This is a genomic window from Pseudomonas sp. MS19 (genome assembly GCF_013277615.1).
Classification (GTDB): Bacteria; Pseudomonadota; Gammaproteobacteria; order Pseudomonadales; family Pseudomonadaceae; genus Aquipseudomonas; species Aquipseudomonas marincola.
On the sequence record NZ_VBTO01000005.1, the window covers coordinates 291,977 to 309,514 of the forward strand.

Below are 17,538 nucleotides of genomic sequence, written 5' to 3' on the forward strand. Positions count from 1 at the left end.
AAAGTAGCGCTGGCCGTCGCAAACAATGTCGTTGAACGAGCCTTGGGGCGTTTTGCCTGGCGAAGTCCTTTCGCGCAAATATCTATGAAATTTGCAGATGCCTGGCGTGTTCGTTACGGCTTGCGGACAGTGTTTTGTCCACGCAAAGTCGCACAGCGATTGACGTCCGGTAAAGGAAATAAGTTTGTAGGAAACGGCCTGCGCGGGGCGGGGAAGGAGTGCTGCAGGTCGCTTAGTCTGGCGGGAGACGAGCGGCTAGTGGGGGCGAGAATCAGTTGATGCGGTATCACCACGACGGTTTTGGTGATTTATGTCCGGACAATGAATTTGTGCGTTAGCAAAGGCGGGCGTGAGCGAATTGCGCCGCATTGCGGCGCAATCCATCAAGGTTTATTTAGACAAGAACTTCATGCCGTCTTCCAGACCCTGCAATGTCAGCGGGTACATCTGGTCTTCGATCAGCTCGCGGACGATATTGGTCGACGCCGTATAGCCCCAGGTGTCTTTTGGATACGGGTTGATCCAGATGAGCTTCTTGTATTTGTCCATGAAGCGGCGAATCCACACGTGTCCGGCTTCCTCGTTCCAGTGCTCCACGCTGCCACCCGCTTGAGTGATTTCGTAGGGCGCCATCGCCGCATCACCGACGAACACGACCTTGTAGTCGGCGCCGTATTTATGCAGTAAATCCTGGGTGGAGAAGCGTTCCGAGGTGCGGCGCAGGTTGTTCTTCCACACCGATTCGTACACGCAGTTATGGAAGTAGTAATACTCCATATGCTTGAACTCGGTCTTGCAGGCGGAGAACAGTTCTTCACAGACCTTTACGTGCGCATCCATCGAACCGCCAATATCAAACAGGATCAGCAGTTTGACAGTGTTGCGGCGCTCCGGGCGCATCTGGATGTTGAGCAAGCCACCGTCTTTTGCGGTGTGGTCGATGGTGCCGTCGAGATCGAGTTCGTCTTCGGCGCCTTGGCGGGCGAACTTGCGCAGGCGGCGCAGGGCGACCTTGATGTTGCGCGTGCCCAGTTCGACCTGATCATCGAGGTTCTTGTACTCGCGCTGATCCCAGACCTTGGCCGCTTTACCCTGACGCTTGCCCGCATCGCCGACACGAATACCTTCCGGGTTGAAACCGCCTGAGCCGAACGGGCTGGTGCCGCCGGTGCCGATCCACTTGTTGCCGCCGGCGTGGCGTTCTTTCTGCTCTTCGAGACGTTTCTTGAACTCTTCGATCAGTTTGTCGAGGCCGCCGAGTGATTCGATCTTGGCGCGCTCTTCTTCAGACAGCGAGCGTTCAAACTCCTTGCGCAGCCACTCATCGGGGATTAGCGCCTCGATGTGCTGATTAAGGTTTTGCAGGCCGTTGAAGTAAGCGCCAAATGCGCGGTCGAACTTGTCGAAATGGCGCTCGTCTTTCACCAGAATGGTTCGCGACAGGTAATAAAACTCGTCCATGTCGGCGAACACCACGTTGTGCTTCAACGCGTTGATCAGGTCGAGCAGCTCTCGCACCGAGACCGGCACTTTAGCTGCACGCATTTCATTGAACAGGTTGAGCAGCATGGCTGCACCCTCGTTATTCGTTGGTTGCAGAGCGCGGCCAATGAGGCCAGCCGTGCTCTTTCATCGCGCAAGGCAAGGCTTGCGAGCGTCAATCAGGCATGTCGGAACGCGCTGGTGGCGCGCCATTCACAGCAGAGAAGGCGCACACTGAGTCAAATGCCAGCGCCGCATGCCCGACAACCGCTAATTATCGAGAGCCCCGACGGCTCATAAAGGCCAGGCGTTCGAGCAGTTGCACGTCTTGCTCGTTCTTGACCAATGCCCCAGCCAACGGCGGAATGGCCTTGGTCGGATCGCGCTCGCGCAGAACCGCTTCACCAATGTTGTCGGCCATCAGCAGCTTCAGCCAGTCGACCAGTTCTGAGGTCGAGGGCTTCTTCTTCAGACCTGGCACTTTACGCACGTCGAAGAACACATCCAGCGCTTCAGCAACCAGATCTTTCTTGATGTCGGGGTAGTGCACATCCACGATCTTTTGCAGGGTCGTGCGATCCGGGAAGGCGATGTAGTGGAAGAAACAACGGCGCAGGAACGCGTCCGGCAGCTCTTTCTCGTTGTTCGAGGTAATGATGATGATCGGGCGCTGAACGGCCTTGATCGTCTCGTTGGTCTCGTAAACGTAGAACTCCATCTTGTCGAGTTCTTGCAGCAGGTCGTTAGGGAACTCGATGTCGGCCTTGTCGATCTCGTCGATCAGCAGAATTACCCGCTCTTCAGACTCAAACGCTTCCCAGAGCTTGCCTTTCTTGATGTAGTTGCGCACATCGTGAACTTTGTCCGAGTCGAGCTGCGAGTCACGCAGGCGGCTGACCGCATCGTATTCGTAGAGGCCCTGATGGGCTTTAGTGGTCGACTTGATGTGCCAGGTAATCAGCTTGGCACCAAAGGACTCCGCCAACTGCTCGGCAAGCATGGTCTTGCCGGTGCCGGGTTCGCCTTTGACCAGCAGCGGGCGCTGCAAAGTGATCGCTGCGTTTACCGCCAGCTTAAGGTCGTCTGTGGCGACATAGGACTGAGTGCCTTCGAATTTCATCAATAAATCCTCGAACCGAACGCCCGGGCTAAGCACCTCGGGTCAAATAGGTAAAAAACTACTATACCGCGCAGGCCGGTCGACTGTGAACGTAGACGGGGCATTCAGTCACTGAATGGCGAGTCACGCCAGCAACGTACCCGCCTCGGCGGGCACGGGATTACTCGCTTGTGGAGTCAAATCGATTGCTGAAGGCTTTGACGAAGGCATTGCGCAGAATGGCCTTGAATGCCTGCCATTGGCTGACGTCGTAGGCGTTGAGGTCGCCGGCCAGCTCGATGCGTGTGGCGAATTGATCTTTTTGGTGGTTTTTCAGCAGCCAGCCACCGCTGGCGACCAACGCTTCCCAAATGCCGGTGAGAATATTTTTGTCCTTGGCTTCAACATCCTGCTTCCAGTCGAAAATTTCCATATCCCGAAGCAATGGTTTGGCGTAGCCATCAAGCTTGCCTTTGCGCGCCTTAATTTCCATGACGAAATCCCCGTGACCTTTCACAAAGTCAAACTCGGCATAGGTGCGGGTGAAGTCGTTGAGCCGCTTGAGTTGAATGTCGGTGATGCGCAGTTTCAAATCGAAGTCATCGAGTTTGCCCAGCGGGTTGAGCTTGGCGCTGGTCTCGAGCGGTGCGTCGCCGAGCACGTTTGCCGTGGCCTGGAAACTGGCGGGCAATAACTCCTTGCTGTTGCGGGTGTTGCTCAGGTTAAGCAAGGTTGCGTTGACCTGAGTGGCTTCGAGGTCAACGTTGGGTTTCGAGGTGAAATTGCGAAAGGCCAGCGTGCCTTGCTCCACACGCACCTCGTTAAGGGTGATGGGCAGCAACGCTTTGAGTTGCTCACGCCAGTCGACGCCTTCACCGGTTTGCGAGGCTTCAGCATTGCCGCCGTCAACAAAGTTCAGCCGGGGTTGTTCAAACACCACGCTGGCGACAATTGCATGCTCATGCCAGAGCGCGCTCCAGCTCACCGATAAATCAATCGCCGGCGCGTCGAGTAACGGCACCGGTACCTTGCCGTTGACCTTGTTGATCTTCAGCTCATTAATCCGGTAGGCGCCACGCCAAAGCGCGAGGTCTACGTCGGTGACATGGCCACGGTAGTCGCCCATGTCAGCCATCTGTTTATTGAGGTAGTCACGGACCAGAGAAGGCAGGGCAATATGCAGCACCACCAGTGCTATGACCAGCGTTAGGATAATCCCGGACGGAATAGCGAAACGTTTTCTCATAGTTATGTGACTAAGGTTATGGCAATAAGTTTTAATCATGGTCTGTGACGCACTGGACTGCCAACCCAACGCGTCATACGCTTGCAGGCTAACCGGCAACGCACGCACAAGGAATTCGTTATGAGCCGTATCTATGCAGACAACGCCCAAGCCATCGGCAATACGCCGCTGGTGATGATCAATCGTCTGGGCCCAAAAGGCGTCACCATTCTGGCCAAGATCGAGGGCCGCAACCCGGCGTACTCAGTGAAGTGCCGCATCGGTGCCAACATGATCTGGGATGCTGAAGCGCGTGGCGTGCTCAAGCCGGGTATGACTATTGTAGAACCAACTTCCGGAAACACCGGGATTGGCCTGGCCTTTGTGGCCGCAGCGCGTGGTTATAAATTGCTGCTGACCATGCCGGCGTCGATGAGCCTTGAGCGGCGCAAGGTGCTCAAGGCGCTGGGCGCAGAGTTGGTGCTCACCGAGCCTGCCAAGGGCATGAAAGGCGCGATTGAAAAAGCCAGCGAGATTGCAGGCTCCGATCCAGCGCAATACTTCCTGCCGCAGCAGTTCGAGAACCCGGCCAACCCGGCGATTCACGAGAAAACCACCGGGCCGGAAATCTGGAACGACACCCAAGGCGCCATCGACGTGCTGGTGTCGGGCGTTGGCACCGGCGGCACGATTACCGGTGTCTCGCGCTACATCAAAAATACCGCGGGCAAGGCGATTATCTCAGTGGCCGTAGAGCCCGTCAGTTCGCCGGTTATCAGCCAGACCCTTGCCGGTGAAGAGGTGAAGCCCAGCCCGCACAAGATTCAGGGCATTGGCGCAGGTTTCGTGCCGAAGAACCTCGATTTGAGCGTGGTTGACCGGGTCGAGCAAGTAACCGATGAAGACGCTAAGGACATCGCCCTGCGACTGATGCGCGAAGAAGGCATTCTCTGCGGCATCTCCTGCGGCGCGGCCATGTCGGCAGCCATTAAGCTGGCCAACGAGCCGAACATGATGGGCAAGACCATCGTGGTTATCCTGCCGGATTCCGGCGAGCGCTACTTGTCGAGCATGCTGTTCAGCGACATGTTCAGTGAGCAGGAACTGGTGCAGTAATCGCCGCTTAACCGCTGCCAATAAAGCCGCAAATCCGCGAGGTTTTGCGGCTTTTTACGTTTCAGCGCGCGGCATTATTGAGCTGGACTGTTTCGGTCGGGCGCACCACCAGCCACAAGGCCAGCGCGATCACTGCGCCGCCATAGAGGTAAGCCCACGACAGCGGCTCGTCGAGCAGCAGCCAGCCCCAGAAAACCCCGAAAACCGGAATCAGAAATGTTGTGGTCGAGGCTTTTATCGGGCCAATATCGGTTATCAGACGAAAGTACAGCACGTAGGCAAATGCCGTGCAGACAAAGCCCAGCCCGGCCAGAGACAGCCATTCCTGCAAGCCGCCCCACGAGGCCGGCGGCTGTACGGCCAGCGAGCCAAAGAACAGCGGCAGCAAAAACAGGCTGGCACCGCACAAGCTGCTGAATGCAGTCAGGCGATTGTCTAGGCCGCCTTGCTGGCCGATCCACTTACGTGTGAGAAACCCGGCAAAGCCGTAGCAGATAGTCGCAATCAGGCAGGCGCCTGCGCCCAGCAACAGGTACATGTCGACCGCGACCGGGCCGGTTTGCGTAAGCAGCCAAACACCAAATAGCCCGAGCGCAACGCCAGTGGTTTTGCTGGGTGTGAGCGCCTCGGAGAAGAACATTGCACCGATCAGCACGCCCATTAATGGCGTCAACGCATTAAAGATGGATGAGTAACCGGCGGGCAAGACCAGCGCGGCCAGGCAATACATGGCCGAAGGCAGACCGGCGTTGATAACGCCGAGTACCAGGCATTGCTTGAGCTTGCCGCGAAAATCCCAGGGCACACGCATGATCAGCAAAATTGCCAGCAAGCCAAGTGCGCCCAGGCTGGCGCGGAAGAAGGCCGTGGGCATACTGCCCAGCACCGGCGCAACAATACGCATCAACAGGAAACTGGCGCCCCAGATGGCGGCGAGCAATAGCAGTCTGAGCAAGTCGGTAATGCGCACAATAGGCTCCGGGCAGTGGCAGGCGGGAAGTGTTGCTGCGCACCGCAGCCAATGCAATACACAACTGACTTTTAAATCCCCGTGCGGGCAGCTGGCAATCGATGCAGAGGCTTTCCCGTGCTAGTTTGACTGGATACGTTCACCGCCACCCAGCCTTGCACGCACTGAGGTTTTTCATGTCGCAGCAACCGCTAGCCACCGAGATCGCCGCGCAGATTCTGACCGGCTTTGATGATTATCGTGAGCATTTCCGGCAGATCACCGACGGTGCCCGCGCGCGCTTCGAGCAAGCGCTCTGGCAAGACGCGCAAAAGGCCTCGGCGGCGCGGATCAACCTGTATGAAGATAAAGTCAGCGAGTGCAGCCAGCGCCTTAAACGGCATTTCCAGCAGGGGCTGACTGATGTGGAGCAGTGGCCGCTGGTCAAACGTGCCTACATCAAGCTGATTGATCTGCGCTTTGATGATGAGTTGTCCGAGACATGGTTCAACTCGATCTTTTGCAGCCTGTTCAGCCACGACCAGATCAGCGATGGCTGTATGTTCATTCACAGCACACGGCCAGCCTTGCGCAGCCAGGAGCGTGTGGCGCAAACGCGGGTCTACCGGCTCGATGTCAGCCTCGGCGAGATGCTCCAGGCAATTTTCGACGATTACTGTTTTTCGGTGGCATTCGAGGATTTACCCCGGGATTTGGCGCGTCTTGAAGGCCAGTTACGCGAAAGCCTGCCGGATTGGGTGTGCAAAGACCCGGCCTTAACCGTCGAGTTGTTCTACTCGGTGCTGTATCGCAATAAAGGTGCGTACCTGATCGGGCGGATTTACACCCATGATGAGCAATGGCCGTTGGCGATTCCGTTGCTGCACCGTGAAGGCCAGGGCATCCAGATAGACGCGCTGATAACCGACGAAGCCGATGTGTCGATCATCTTCTCGTTTACCCGCTCGTACTTTATGGTGGATGTCGCCATCCCGGCCGAGTTCATCGGTTTTCTCAAGCGGATTTTGCCGGGCAAGCACATAGCCGAGCTTTACACCTCTATCGGCTTCTACAAACACGGTAAATCTGAGTTCTATCGCGCGCTGATCAATCACCTGGCCTCGACCGATGACAAGTTCATCATGGCGCCGGGTGTGCGCGGCATGGTCATGAGCGTGTTCACGCTGCCGGGCTTCAACACCGTGTTCAAGATCATCAAGGACCGTTTCTCGCACACCAAGAGCGTGTCGCGCCAGACCGTGATCGAAAAGTACCGGTTGGTTAAAAGTGTCGATCGGGTAGGGCGCATGGCCGATACCCAGGAATTTGCCGATTTCCGCTTCCCCAAAGCCAAGTTTGATGAGCAGTGCCTGGCCGAACTATTGGAAGTTGCACCTTCAACCGTTGAAGTTGAAGGCGACACCGTGCTGGTGCGCCACTGTTGGACCGAGCGGCGCATGACGCCGCTCAATCTGTATGTCGAGAGTGCCAGCGAGTTGCAGGTCAAGGCGGCGCTCGAGGACTACGGATTGGCGATAAAACAGCTGGCGGCGGCGAATATATTTCCGGGCGACATGTTGCTGAAAAACTTCGGCGTTACTCGTCATGGCCGTGTCGTGTTCTATGACTACGATGAAATCTGTTTTCTGACCGAAGTTAATTTCCGGCGCATTCCGCCGCCGCGTTACCCTGAAGATGAAATGGCCAGCGAGCCCTGGTATTCGGTGGCGCCGATGGATGTGTTTCCGGAGGAGTTTCCGCCATTTCTGTTTGCCGATATCCAGCAGCGGCGCTTGTTCAGCAAGTTGCACGGCGAACTTTACGATGCCGAGTATTGGCAGAGCCTGCAGCAGGCGATAAACACCGGCAAAGTAATTGATGTGTTCCCTTACAGGCGTAAGACCGAATAAACCAACGCGTGCCAGCAAACCTGGCTAATCCCCGGATACAGAGGTTTTTTTGAGATTATCCCTGGCAACAGCGGCCGGTGTGCTGCTGGGTACAAATGCGCAGCTGGCACCTGCAAACGAGCCCGAATCAAAGCAAGCGGTCGAGATGGCGCCTCTGCTGATTGTCTCGCCCCGCATCCGCAGTAGCTGGTTGACCACGCCCGCCGCAGTCAGCGTGGTCGAGAGCAATGATGCCAGCGCCGAGAAGAGCCTTACCCTGCAAGGCCTGTTGGCTTCAGTGCCGGGCGTATTCAGCCAGAATCAATACAACCTGGCGCAGGGATTACGGCCGTCTATTCGCGGCTTTGGCGCGCGCGGCAACTTCGGTGTGCGCGGCGTGCGCGTGCTGGTCGATGGCGTGCCGCTGACCATGCCGGATGGCCAGACTGAACTCGACGGGCTGGATTTGGGCTTGGTCGAACGGCTGGAGGTACTGCGTGGGCCGTCTTCTGTGCTTTACGGCAACGCAGCTGGTGGGGTTTTGAATATCGAGACCCGGCAGCCACCCGCCACGCCCTACAGCTTTTTTGATCTCAGTGCCGGCGAGTTGGGTTATCAGCGGGCGCGCGTTGAAACCGGTGGCAGTGTTGGCGATATTGGCGGGTTGCTGTCCTTCAACAGCACCCAGTCCGATGGCTATCGTGACCATGCGCGGGCCGAAACCAATAGCCTGACCGGCAAGCTGCGCTGGTACAGCGATTATGGGCGGCTGCGCATTGGCTTCAACGCCATCGACAACCGCGCCGAAGATCCGGGCGGCTTGCAGGCCAGTGAAGTTGACGCTGATCGTGGTCAGGCGGCACCGAATAACTTGCGCTACGACGCTGACGAGACCATTCGGCAGCAGCGCTTAAGCGCGGTGTGGGATGGTTTCGCGACCGGCAGCGATGAGTATCAGCTACGCAGCTACGTCGGCCAGCGTGAGTTTGGCAACCGGCTGCCGTTTACCGGCGGTGGCCAAACAACCTTCGACCGTTTGTTCGCCGGGATTGGCGGTCAATACAGTCACAACAACCAGTGGCTAGGCATGGCCCATAAGATTACCGCTGGTTTCGACGTTGAAACCCAGCGCGATGATCGTCGTCGGTACGATAACCTGCTCGGCGAGCGGGGCGCTGAGACGCTCAAAGAGGACGAGAATGCCGACAGCAGCGGGATATTTGTCGAAGATCAAATCGATCTTGCACAGAACTGGCAGGCCACATTGGGCGTGCGCTACGACCGCGTGCGCTTGTCGGTCGACGACCGCTTTCTGAGTGACGGTGACGACTCCGGCTCACGCAATCTCGAGGACTGGAACTACAGCGCCGGCTTGAGCTATCAACTTGATGCCCATCAGTCGATCTACGCCAAGATCGGCACCTCATTTGAAACACCGACCATCAGCGAGCTGGCCAATCCTGCCGGAGGTGGTTTCAATCCCTCGTTACAGCCCTCGCATGCGCTCAATCGGGAGCTGGGCCTGAAAGGTGAGTGGCAAACCTTACGTTACGATCTGGCCGTATACAGCATGAAGCTGGATGACGAACTGGTGGCGTACAGTTTGCCGGGCCAGTCGGGGCGCAACTTTTACCGCAATGCTGGTGAGTCGCACCGCGAAGGTGTGGAAATGAGCCTGAGCTGGCAGCTGGCCGATGCCTGGCGCTTGTCGGGCGCTTATACCTACAGCCGCTTTCGGTTTGATGAGTATCAGCTTGATGGCGCCGATTACAGTGACAACTCGCTGGCTGGGATTCCGCAGCAAACCCTGTTTACCGAGATTGCCTTTGAGCAGAATGATTACTACGCACGCTTGAATCTGCGGGCGTTTGACTCCATGTATGCCAATGACGCCAACACGGTCGAGGTGGCCGGCTACGCGCTCACCAACTTGCGCGCAGGCAAACGTTTCAAGGCCGGCGGGCAGCTGTGGGAGCCTTATGTTGGGGTCGATAATCTGTTTGACCGGGAGTATTACGACAACGTGCGCATCAATGATGCAAACGGCCGGTATTTCGAGCCGGGCCCTGGCCGTACGGTGTATGCGGGGCTGCGTGTAACATTTTGAGTGGAGTTAGTGGCGCGCAACTGACGAACATCAAGCTTGCGCAGATTCATTCAAGGTAATCTATGCTCATAGCAAGCATGTAAACAGTGCTTTTCGTTAGTCTTGGCAGGAGGGTGTCTTATGATCGCCAAGTTGCAGAATGCTTTTCATGACCTGTTGGTGGCGTTGGGCTTGCTGGACCGCCCAAAACTTCAACCCATTCCAGTGCGTACTGATGATCCGCGTCGCCCGCGTGAGCCACGCCGTCAGCGCTGAAATCCGCTCCGCCTGCTGCAAAGCGTCAATTGCTGATCAGTGGTCCAGAAGCCACTGATCTATCATTTCACGCATCCGCTGCCCGGAAAAACTCTGAAAATGCCCGCCATGAACTGTGCGTATCGGCAGCTTGCGCAGCCGTTGCAGGCTCTTGGCGTAATCATCGAGATTGGAATGATAGGCATCTTCGATCAGCGGGCCGTCATAAATAATGTCGCCGCTGAACAGCGTCTGCGTTGCCGCTTCCCACAGGCTGATACCGCCCGGTGAATGGCCTGGCGTGTGCAGCACTTGCAACACGCGATCACCCAGATCGAGCACATCACCTTCCTCAATCAAGCGTGTAGCGGGTGCTGCACGCACCTTGTACTCGGCGTAGCACAACGGACAATCCGGGTGCGCGTCGAACATCTCGTCTCCAACAAAGTCGCTGGCCAGCGTATTGGCACCGGATGGCGCAGCCAGAATGTCCGCTTCCGCCGGATGCACCAGGCGTTCGGCAAACTCATGATGCCCGGCAATATGGTCGAAATGGCAATGGCTGGCCACGGCCAACAGCGGGCGTTCAGTAAGCCAGGGCAATTGTTCACGCAAACTGACCAGTCCTGAGCCCGAGTCAATCAACACATCGCGATCACGCCCCTGCACATGCCACAGATTGCAGCGATAGAAAGGCCGCACGTACGGCTCATGAATCAGGCTGATGCCATCGTAGCGATGCTCGACTTCGAACCATTTGTCGCGGCTGACGATTTTCATGCGGCAATTCCTTGCTGGCGGTGCAGTCGGGATCGGGCCTGAGGCGCAGTGCTCAAGCCCGATCTTGGGCGTGCTTAGGCGGTTTGCTGGCGCGGAACCAGCAACCATTTACGCACCACCACGTAGCTGCAGGCAGTGATCACGAATACCGGCAACGATGCGCCAAACGCCAACGGCGAGACCCAGCCCCAGTAATACGCCAACACGGCGCCGAGTGCATAGGCGACGAATGCTGCCGGGTTGATGCCGTTGCTGTAGTGATAGCAGCCACCGTCTTCGCGTGTCAGGTCGCTCACCGAGTACTGGCCGCGATTGATCACGAAGTAATCGGCGATCAGCACCGCAAATGCCGGAATGAACACGCTGCCGATAACTAGCAGAAAATTCTGGAAATTATCGAGGATGCCCGGAATCTGCGAGCCGAGAATCGACAGCACACCGATGATCAGTGCGGGTTTCCAGAAAGTGCTTTTCGGGCTGATGTTCAGGTAAGACAGAGTGGCGCTGTACACGCACATTACGTTGGTGGTCATCACCGAGAGGAACACCACGATAGCCGCTGGCAGCCCAAAGCCGAAGCCAGACAACAACACCGCCGGATCGTAGGTTTGTTCGCTGCCGGTGAGGATGCTGAAACCCGAAACCGTCGCGCCAAGGCCCATGGCCAGAAGCGTTGCCGCCACATAACCCACCCAGGTGCCCGTTGCGGCAATGCCCTGGCTGCGGCAGTTACGGTTGTAGTCGGCGGCCAGCGGAATCCATGAAAACGCCGTGGCAATCACGATGTCGAATGCAACGCCGGCAGTAATGCCATTGCGCGGCTCCTCGTTCATGCTCAGCAATTGGCTGAACTCGAAGTGCTGGTTCATCGAATAGAACACGGCGGCGGCAAGAATCAGCATGCCGACAGCGGCCCAGCGCTCTACACGTTCAATGCCCAGATGCCCGCGCAGGGCAATCAGCAGTACCAACGTTTCACAGAGGATGGTGAATAACGCCAGGTTCGAATAACCGGTGATGTGCTCGACGGCAAAGTTCAGGCTCATGCCCGCCAGCAACGCCTGAATCCAGCTCCAGGCCAGCAGCGTCAGCAGGTTGATCAGAGAGGGCAGTTTAGCGCCCAGGGTTCCGTAGCTACCGCGAGCCAGCACCATGGTGGTGAGGCCCGTGCGCTGGCCCATCAGGCCGACCAGCACCAATGGCAAGATGCCAATCGCAGAGCCGATCAGCACGATCATCATGGCTTGCAGAAACGGAAGGTCTGGCACCAATAGCATGCCGGTAAGAATGGTTGTGACCACCACGTTAGCGCCCAGCCACAGCGCGGTTGTGCCGCTGAAGCCGAGGCTGCGGTGGTCGGCCGAGGTCGGGGCAAGCCCATCCTGACCAAAGTGTTTAGTGAGGTTCTTGAGCACGAGGGTTACTCCCAGAGTCTTTATGATTATGGTTGTTGGGTTAAGCGTTCGTGGCAGATTTCAAAAACAGCAATCGTTGCAAGGTTCAGGTTCACGCTGATGCGGCGAGACCTTTTTATTAGGGGTAAAACCAAAACATCGACCCAGCCGGCTAGCGGCTGAGTCGATGGTCATATCAGTGCAGCAGCCCTTATGCGAGGCTGATGCGGCTGGTGCTGGCGCGGGTCATGAGGCTGATGGCAACAAAGCTCACGCCACCGGCAGCCAGGCTGTAGTAGATCGGTGTGTTGGCTTCGAGGCCGTCGATGTACATGAACACGCACGCGGTCAGGTTGCCCAGAGCCATGCTGGCGATAGCGCCGGCAGTGGAGGCGTGCTTCCAGTAAATAGCGCCCAGCAGCGGGATCAACATGCCGCCAACCAACAGGTTGTAAGCCATGGTCAGCGCGCTGATTACATCGCTGACAACCAGGGCGATGGCCAATACGACGAGGCCCAGCAAGAAGGTGAAGATGCGGTTTTCATGAGCGCTCGACTCATTGCCCTTACCCTTGCGCAGCAGCGGCCAGAGGTCTTGCGCGGCAGTGGTCGATGCGGCCAGCAGGCCAGCACTTGCGGTCGACATCAGCGCAGCCAGAGCTGCTGCAATGACCAGGCCACGTACGCCGTCTGGCAGGCTCAGTTGCACGATGCTGGCGAATGCATTGTTGACGTTATCAAGGTCCGGGATCAGCACTTTCGCGGCCATGCCGATGATTGCAGCGGCCAAACCGTAAAGGACGCAGTAGATCCCGGCAGCGGAGCCGGCAACCTTGGCAACCCTTTCACTGCGTGCGGTGAACACACGCTGCCAGATGTCCTGGCCAATGAAGATGCCGAAGAAGTAGATCAGGAAGTAGGTGATGATGGTGTCCCAGCCAATCGCGGTCATCGAGAAGTAGCTGGCTGGCAATTTCGCGACCAGTGCGTCCCAGCCGCCGGCATCGCTGATCGACATGGGCATGAGAATGAACACCAGGCCGATGGTCATGATCAGGAACTGAACGATATCGGTGAGGCTCAGCGACCACATGCCGCCAACGGTCGAGTAGGCCACCACGATGCCGCCGCCGATCAGAATCGACAGCCAGAACGGCAGATCGAACAGAACGCCCATCACGGTGCCAATGGCAATGGTCGAAATCGCACCGATCATCAGCGCGTAGATCAGCATGATTGCTGCGCTGGCGGTACGCGCTGTTGGGCTGTAACGACGCTCAAGCACTTGAGTGACGGTAAAGATTTTCAGTTTCAACAGAGGTTTGGCGAGGAACAGGCTGATGCCGACAATCCCCAGCCCCAGTGTTGCGCAAAGCCAGAAGCCGGAAAGGCCGTAAACATAGCCAAGGCGCACGGTGCCGATGGTGGAAGCGCCGCCCAGAACAGTTGCCGCCATGGTGCCCATGTAAAAACCAGGGCCCAGATTGCGACCTGCTACCAGGTAGTCTTCACGGGTTTTCGCACGGCGCATGCCGTAAAAGCCGAGCCCGAGCATGGCCGCGACGTACAGTAGGATTACAACGATATCTAAGGTCATTTCAGGTCACTCACTCTGATTTTTTTTATAGGCAGTGCTGGTGTTAATGCTTCGCCAAACGCATTCGCGGCCAGCGCTGTGCAGCAGGTTTTAGTTTTTGTAGTCGGGACACTCACGATCAAGCTTGCGCAGCCAGGCCTCCCATAACAGCTGGCGTTGCCCTTCAGCTCCCTGAAATTGTTCGCAGGCATGCCGGCTGAGGGCTTCAGGCATTTCGCTGACACCCAGCAGCGCCGCAGCACTGAGTTGGATTTCACAGGCTTTGTTCAGGTAATACATGACGTAAAACGCATCGGCGACACTGGCGCCAACGCTGAGTAAGCCGTGGTGCCTGAGAATCAGCGCGATATTGTTGTCGAGCGAAGCGACCAGTCGCTCGCGTTCCCCCAGATCCAGCGCAATACCTTCATAGGTGTGGTAACCCACACGCTGATGAAATTCGGCGTTGATCTGGTTGAGTTGCAACAAACCTTTATCGGCAGCCGCGACGGCCATGCCGGCCAGCGTGTGCGTGTGGATGACGCAATGGGCGTCTTCACGGGCCATGTGCACAGCGCTGTGAATGGTAAAGCCGGCGACATTGTAATCGGCTTTGCCCTCAATAACGCGGCCGTGCATGTCGACAATAATCAGGTCACTGGCTGTGACTTCTTCGAAGAACAAACCGAATGGATTGATCAGAAAGCGCGGCTCTTCGCCGGGCAAACGCGCAGAGAAGTGGGTGTAGAGCGTGTCATCCCAGCCGAACATCGCCGCTAACCGGTAAGCGGCAGCGAGATCTCGGCGCAGGGTAGCCTCATTTGTTGTAGTCATAGGCTTGAATCCGCTTGAGCGTGTATCGGGTTGGTCGCGGCGCCCCATCACTTACCGCTGCGGGATGGGGCGGGCGCTGGTTTGCTTGCGATTACCGGCGTTCAACACCTGGCAAAATGCAGAGCATTTCGTACAGCAGGTTGGCGCCCAACAGCGAAGTGTTGCCGGTGGTGTCGTAAGGCGGGGAAACCTCGACCAGATCGCCGCCGATAATGTCCAGGCCCTGACAGCCACGAATAACTTCGATGGCCTGAATGGTGGTCAAACCGCCAATTTCAGGGGTGCCGGTGCCCGGCGCCCAGGCCGGATCGATGCCATCGATATCGAACGACAGGTAAACCGGGCCGCCGCCGACTTTCTCGCGGACTTCAGCCATCAGCGGCTCCAGCGATTTGTGCCAGCATTCTTCGGCCTGGACCACGCGGAAACCCTGCTTACGGCTCCAGTTGAAGTCTTCTGCGGTGTAACCCTGAGCCCGCAAGCCAATCTGCACGACGCGGTCGCAGTCGAGCAAACCTTCTTCAACGGCGCGGCGGAAGGTGGTGCCATGGGCGATTTTCTCGCCAAACATGTGATCGTTGACGTCGGCGTGCGCATCGATATGCACCAGACCGATCTTGCCGTGCTTCTTCTTTAGCGCACGCAGAATCGGCAGAGTGATGGTGTGGTCGCCGCCCAGTGTCAGCGGCAGAATACCGTCGGCAACGATCTGGTCGTAGGATTGTTCAATGATGCGAACGGCTTCAGCCATGTTGAAGGTGTTGATTGGCACATCACCGATGTCGGCGATATTCAGCGAATCAAACGGCGCAGCGCCAGTGGCCATGTTGTAGGGGCGGATCATGACCGACTGAGCGCGAATCTCGCGTGGGCCAAAGCGGGTGCCGGAGCGCAGTGAAGTGCCGATGTCGAGGGGAACGCCGACGAAACCAACGTCGAGTTCAGCACGCTCTGCAGGCGACTGAATATGCGGCAAGCGCATCATGGTGGCGATCCCGCCGAAGCGTGGCATCTCGTTGCCGCCAAGTGGCTGGTGCAGATTCTTTTCCATGGAGGCCTCACAGTTTTTATGGTTTTAAATTTCAGTGAGGGAATTCTTGGTCAGGACGGCTTGCGGAAAAATCGCTGGGAGAAAAAACTTAGTTCATGATTTTCTAAACTATTGGCATGTACACTTAGCGCCGTTGCAGTTGAATGAATTGCAGTCCCGGCCCATCGGCGTTCCTTCGCGTCGCCAGAGGCCGCTGATTCGTGTGGAGTGTTCATGAGCCAATCCTTGCCCGACCTGAAGTTACTGCGGATTTTTGTCAGTGTGGTCCGCAATCAGGGTTTTGCAGCGGCGCAGCCTGAGCTGAATTTATCGACCTCGGCCATCAGCACTTATATGAGCCAGCTGGAATCCCAGCTCGGCCTCGTGCTGTGCCACCGTGGGCGCGGTGGTTTCAGCCTGACCAGCAAAGGTGAGTTGTTCTATCAAGAGACACTGCGTCTGTTGAGTGAACTGGAAGGATTCGAGCGCTATTCTGCAGCGCTCAAGGGCGAGTTGCGCGGCACGCTGAATCTGGGTGTGCTGGACTCGACCGTGGGCGATAGCTCGTTGCCCCTGGCTGAAGTGATTGGCGCCTACAGCCTCGAACACCCCGGCGTGCACCTGCATTTGTCGGTGATGAGCCCGTATGAGTTGCAGTTGGCGGTGCTCGATAACCGCCTGGATATCGCCATTGGCGCGTTCTCGACCCGCATGACTGGCTTGATTTATCAGCCGCTTTACCGTGAACAACACTGGCTGTATTGCAGTGAACGTCACTCGCTTTATACCCAGCGGCGCATTCCGGCCGAGGTGATTACCCAGCAGCGCATGGTGGGGCGTGGCTACTGGAGTCAGGCCGAGCTGGCGCGGCACGGTTTCAAGCACAGCGCGGCCACGGTAGATTCAATGGAAGCCCAACTGATTCTGGTGCTTTCAGGTGCTTACATCGGTTATCTGCCCGAGCATTACGCGCAGTATTGGGTCGACCGCAAAGAATTACGGGTTTTGCTCCCGGCAACCTTTGGTTATCAGGCGCCGTTTTCGCTGATTTTGCGCCGCGGACGAACGCGCGAACCACTGATTCAAACCTTCCGCGACTTGCTCAAGGCACAGCTTAATGCGCAATAACAGTCAGCAGATTCAGAAGTCGTCAGACGCGCGGGGCGGCTATGGCGCGGCCTGAATGTGAGCGTTGTAAACGGCCGCAGACGCGCTGCTTGTGCGCCTTGATTCCGCATTTGCACAGCCGCACGCGGGTGCTGATCCTGCAGCACAACAGCGAGGCGGGGCATGCGCTGAACACCGCCCGGTTAGCGGCTCTGGGGCTGAATAACGCACAGCTTGAGGTCGGCGAAACATTCAGCCAACTGGATGACTGGTTGGCGTTGCCGGGCTATCGCCCTTGCTTGCTGTTTCCGGGGGATGAGGCTGTGCCGGTCGCAGACTTTGCCGAGGCTGCAGTGGCCACGCCGTTATTGCTGGTGGTGCCGGATGGTACGTGGCGCAAGGCGCGCAAGCTGCTCTACTGCAATCCGCTGTTGCAAGCGTTGCCGCGCATTACTTTGCCGTCCGGATTGAGTTCACGCTATCGCTTGCGCAAGGCGCCAGAGCCTGGCGCGTTATCGACAATTGAAGCGATTGTGGTGGCACTTGAGGCTATAGAGAAACCCGCGCAGTTTGGCGAATTACTCAGGCCATTCGAGGCCTTGATCGAAGGCCAGATCGCGGCGATGGGCGCTGAGACCTATCAGCGTAATCACGCGGGCGGTGCCGCAACGGCGGCACCTGAAAACGGCCCGGATGCGCCTGAGCAGGCTGACTGA

General features: G+C 57.4%; 15 protein-coding genes. 6 read left to right on the forward strand and 9 right to left on the reverse strand.

All coding sequences use genetic code 11. The annotated features are described in order from the left end of the window. Positions 1 to 390: 390 nt before the first annotated feature. The 3 genes from FEZ62_RS03795 to FEZ62_RS03805 all read right to left on the reverse strand — a co-directional run bounded on the left by FEZ62_RS03795 (position 391) and on the right by FEZ62_RS03805 (position 3,827). On the reverse strand, positions 391 to 1,569 hold the full coding sequence (locus tag FEZ62_RS03795) for a VWA domain-containing protein (RefSeq protein WP_150548912.1): 1,179 nt from the start codon (positions 1,567 to 1,569) through the stop codon (positions 391 to 393). A gap of 187 nt (positions 1,570 to 1,756) precedes the next feature. Then, positions 1,757 to 2,602 (reverse strand): MoxR family ATPase, encoded by an 846-nt coding sequence (locus tag FEZ62_RS03800; RefSeq protein ID WP_069901828.1) that lies wholly within the window; start codon positions 2,600 to 2,602, stop codon positions 1,757 to 1,759. Positions 2,603 to 2,762: 160 nt separating this feature from the next. Next, the gene (locus FEZ62_RS03805; protein WP_172926857.1) at positions 2,763 to 3,827 is read right to left on the reverse strand and encodes a DUF748 domain-containing protein; all 1,065 of its coding nucleotides are present in this window, start codon (positions 3,825 to 3,827) and stop codon (positions 2,763 to 2,765) included. Between the two features lie 120 nt (positions 3,828 to 3,947). On the opposite strand from FEZ62_RS03805, the gene cysK reads away from it, so the two are divergent. Beyond that, the gene (cysK, locus tag FEZ62_RS03810; protein ID WP_090510518.1) at positions 3,948 to 4,922 is read left to right on the forward strand and encodes a cysteine synthase A; all 975 of its coding nucleotides are present in this window, start codon (positions 3,948 to 3,950) and stop codon (positions 4,920 to 4,922) included. Positions 4,923 to 4,983: 61 nt separating this feature from the next. On the opposite strand, the gene FEZ62_RS03815 is transcribed toward cysK, so the two are convergent. Beyond that, on the reverse strand, positions 4,984 to 5,892 hold the full coding sequence (locus tag FEZ62_RS03815; RefSeq protein WP_172926858.1) for an EamA family transporter: 909 nt from the start codon (positions 5,890 to 5,892) through the stop codon (positions 4,984 to 4,986). 176 nt (positions 5,893 to 6,068) lie between these two features. On the opposite strand from FEZ62_RS03815, the gene aceK reads away from it, so the two are divergent. From aceK to FEZ62_RS20835, 3 genes are all read left to right on the forward strand, one after another. Then, a complete protein-coding gene (aceK, locus tag FEZ62_RS03820; RefSeq protein ID WP_172926859.1) occupies positions 6,069 to 7,781 on the forward strand; it encodes a bifunctional isocitrate dehydrogenase kinase/phosphatase in 1,713 nt (570 codons plus the stop codon). A 49-nt stretch (positions 7,782 to 7,830) separates the two neighbouring features. Continuing rightward, entirely contained in the window at positions 7,831 to 9,867 is a 2,037-nt protein-coding gene (locus tag FEZ62_RS03825; RefSeq protein WP_242454873.1) for a TonB-dependent receptor, read from the forward strand. 120 nt (positions 9,868 to 9,987) lie between these two features. Then, positions 9,988 to 10,122, forward strand: a complete 135-nt coding sequence (locus FEZ62_RS20835; RefSeq protein WP_256547039.1) for a PA1414 family protein — start codon at positions 9,988 to 9,990, stop codon at positions 10,120 to 10,122. 36 nt (positions 10,123 to 10,158) lie between these two features. Here the strand turns inward: FEZ62_RS20835 and FEZ62_RS03830 are convergent, their stop codons facing one another. The 5 genes from FEZ62_RS03830 to speB form a co-directional block, all read right to left on the reverse strand. Beyond that, on the reverse strand, positions 10,159 to 10,881 hold the full coding sequence (locus tag FEZ62_RS03830) for an MBL fold metallo-hydrolase (protein WP_172926860.1): 723 nt from the start codon (positions 10,879 to 10,881) through the stop codon (positions 10,159 to 10,161). Between the two features lie 74 nt (positions 10,882 to 10,955). Next, on the reverse strand, positions 10,956 to 12,296 hold the full coding sequence (locus FEZ62_RS03835; RefSeq protein ID WP_172926861.1) for a cytosine permease: 1,341 nt from the start codon (positions 12,294 to 12,296) through the stop codon (positions 10,956 to 10,958). A 190-nt stretch (positions 12,297 to 12,486) separates the two neighbouring features. Further along, positions 12,487 to 13,872, reverse strand: a complete 1,386-nt coding sequence (locus FEZ62_RS03840) for a sodium:solute symporter (RefSeq protein ID WP_172926862.1) — start codon at positions 13,870 to 13,872, stop codon at positions 12,487 to 12,489. A gap of 90 nt (positions 13,873 to 13,962) precedes the next feature. Further along, positions 13,963 to 14,685, reverse strand: coding sequence for a class II aldolase/adducin family protein (locus FEZ62_RS03845; protein WP_172926863.1), 723 nt, complete (start codon positions 14,683 to 14,685; stop codon positions 13,963 to 13,965). 91 nt (positions 14,686 to 14,776) lie between these two features. After that, entirely contained in the window at positions 14,777 to 15,736 is a 960-nt protein-coding gene (speB, locus tag FEZ62_RS03850) for an agmatinase (protein WP_069901837.1), read from the reverse strand. A gap of 213 nt (positions 15,737 to 15,949) precedes the next feature. Between speB and FEZ62_RS03855 the strand changes: the two genes are divergently transcribed. Further along, positions 15,950 to 16,843 (forward strand): LysR family transcriptional regulator, encoded by an 894-nt coding sequence (locus tag FEZ62_RS03855; RefSeq protein WP_069901838.1) that lies wholly within the window; start codon positions 15,950 to 15,952, stop codon positions 16,841 to 16,843. 41 nt (positions 16,844 to 16,884) lie between these two features. Then, the gene (locus tag FEZ62_RS03860) at positions 16,885 to 17,538 is read left to right on the forward strand and encodes a DTW domain-containing protein (RefSeq protein WP_172926864.1); all 654 of its coding nucleotides are present in this window, start codon (positions 16,885 to 16,887) and stop codon (positions 17,536 to 17,538) included.

Bases quoted from the DNA above. Each gene is read 5' to 3' on its own strand.
- FEZ62_RS03855 (WP_069901838.1), top strand. From the start codon at position 15,950: ATGAGCCAATCCTTGCCCGACCTGAAGTTACTGCGGATTTTTGTCAGT.
- FEZ62_RS03805 (WP_172926857.1), bottom strand. From the start codon at position 3,827: ATGAGAAAACGTTTCGCTATTCCGTCCGGGATTATCCTAACGCTGGTC.
- FEZ62_RS03795 (WP_150548912.1), bottom strand. From the start codon at position 1,569: ATGCTGCTCAACCTGTTCAATGAAATGCGTGCAGCTAAAGTGCCGGTC.
- FEZ62_RS03840 (WP_172926862.1), bottom strand. From the start codon at position 13,872: ATGACCTTAGATATCGTTGTAATCCTACTGTACGTCGCGGCCATGCTC.
- FEZ62_RS03830 (WP_172926860.1), bottom strand. From the start codon at position 10,881: ATGAAAATCGTCAGCCGCGACAAATGGTTCGAAGTCGAGCATCGCTAC.
- speB (WP_069901837.1), bottom strand. From the start codon at position 15,736: ATGGAAAAGAATCTGCACCAGCCACTTGGCGGCAACGAGATGCCACGC.
- FEZ62_RS03845 (WP_172926863.1), bottom strand. From the start codon at position 14,685: ATGACTACAACAAATGAGGCTACCCTGCGCCGAGATCTCGCTGCCGCT.
- FEZ62_RS20835 (WP_256547039.1), top strand. From the start codon at position 9,988: ATGATCGCCAAGTTGCAGAATGCTTTTCATGACCTGTTGGTGGCGTTG.
- FEZ62_RS03800 (WP_069901828.1), bottom strand. From the start codon at position 2,602: ATGAAATTCGAAGGCACTCAGTCCTATGTCGCCACAGACGACCTTAAG.
- aceK (WP_172926859.1), top strand. From the start codon at position 6,069: ATGTCGCAGCAACCGCTAGCCACCGAGATCGCCGCGCAGATTCTGACC.
- FEZ62_RS03860 (WP_172926864.1), top strand. From the start codon at position 16,885: ATGGCGCGGCCTGAATGTGAGCGTTGTAAACGGCCGCAGACGCGCTGC.
- cysK (WP_090510518.1), top strand. From the start codon at position 3,948: ATGAGCCGTATCTATGCAGACAACGCCCAAGCCATCGGCAATACGCCG.